Here is a 244-nt window from a genome sequence, read left to right as displayed (position 1 = left end):
GCCATTGCTCAGCCGCCTGCGCGAACACCGTCACCATCAACAACTGGAACGCCTGGAAGCCCTGCAAGGCTTGCTGGGCACTGGCTGGTTTGAGTTGTTGCCCGTGAGTGACGAAATCCAGCTCGCCCCCCAATTGATACGCAACCTCGACCCGGAGGAAGGCCCGACTCGGCAACCTCTGGACACGTGGCTGAACCTGATCCACCCCGCCGACCGCCAGGAGCTGCACAGTCGTCTGCACGAC

General features: G+C 62.7%; 1 protein-coding gene. It reads right to left on the bottom strand.

Going from position 1 to position 244, the window contains the following annotated elements; genetic code table 11:
• Nucleotides 1-8: 8 nt before the first annotated feature.
• Nucleotides 9-244: hypothetical protein (locus tag KZZ04_RS20450; protein WP_219424070.1), on the bottom strand; the 236-nt coding region annotated here is incomplete at its 5' end.

The sequence above is a fragment of the Pseudoalteromonas sp. CR1 genome, assembly GCF_019392235.1.
Taxonomy (GTDB): domain Bacteria; phylum Pseudomonadota; class Gammaproteobacteria; order Enterobacterales; family Alteromonadaceae; genus Pseudoalteromonas.
Note: the sequence above shows the minus strand (reverse complement) of the source record. Positions and strands in the feature narration are given on the sequence as shown.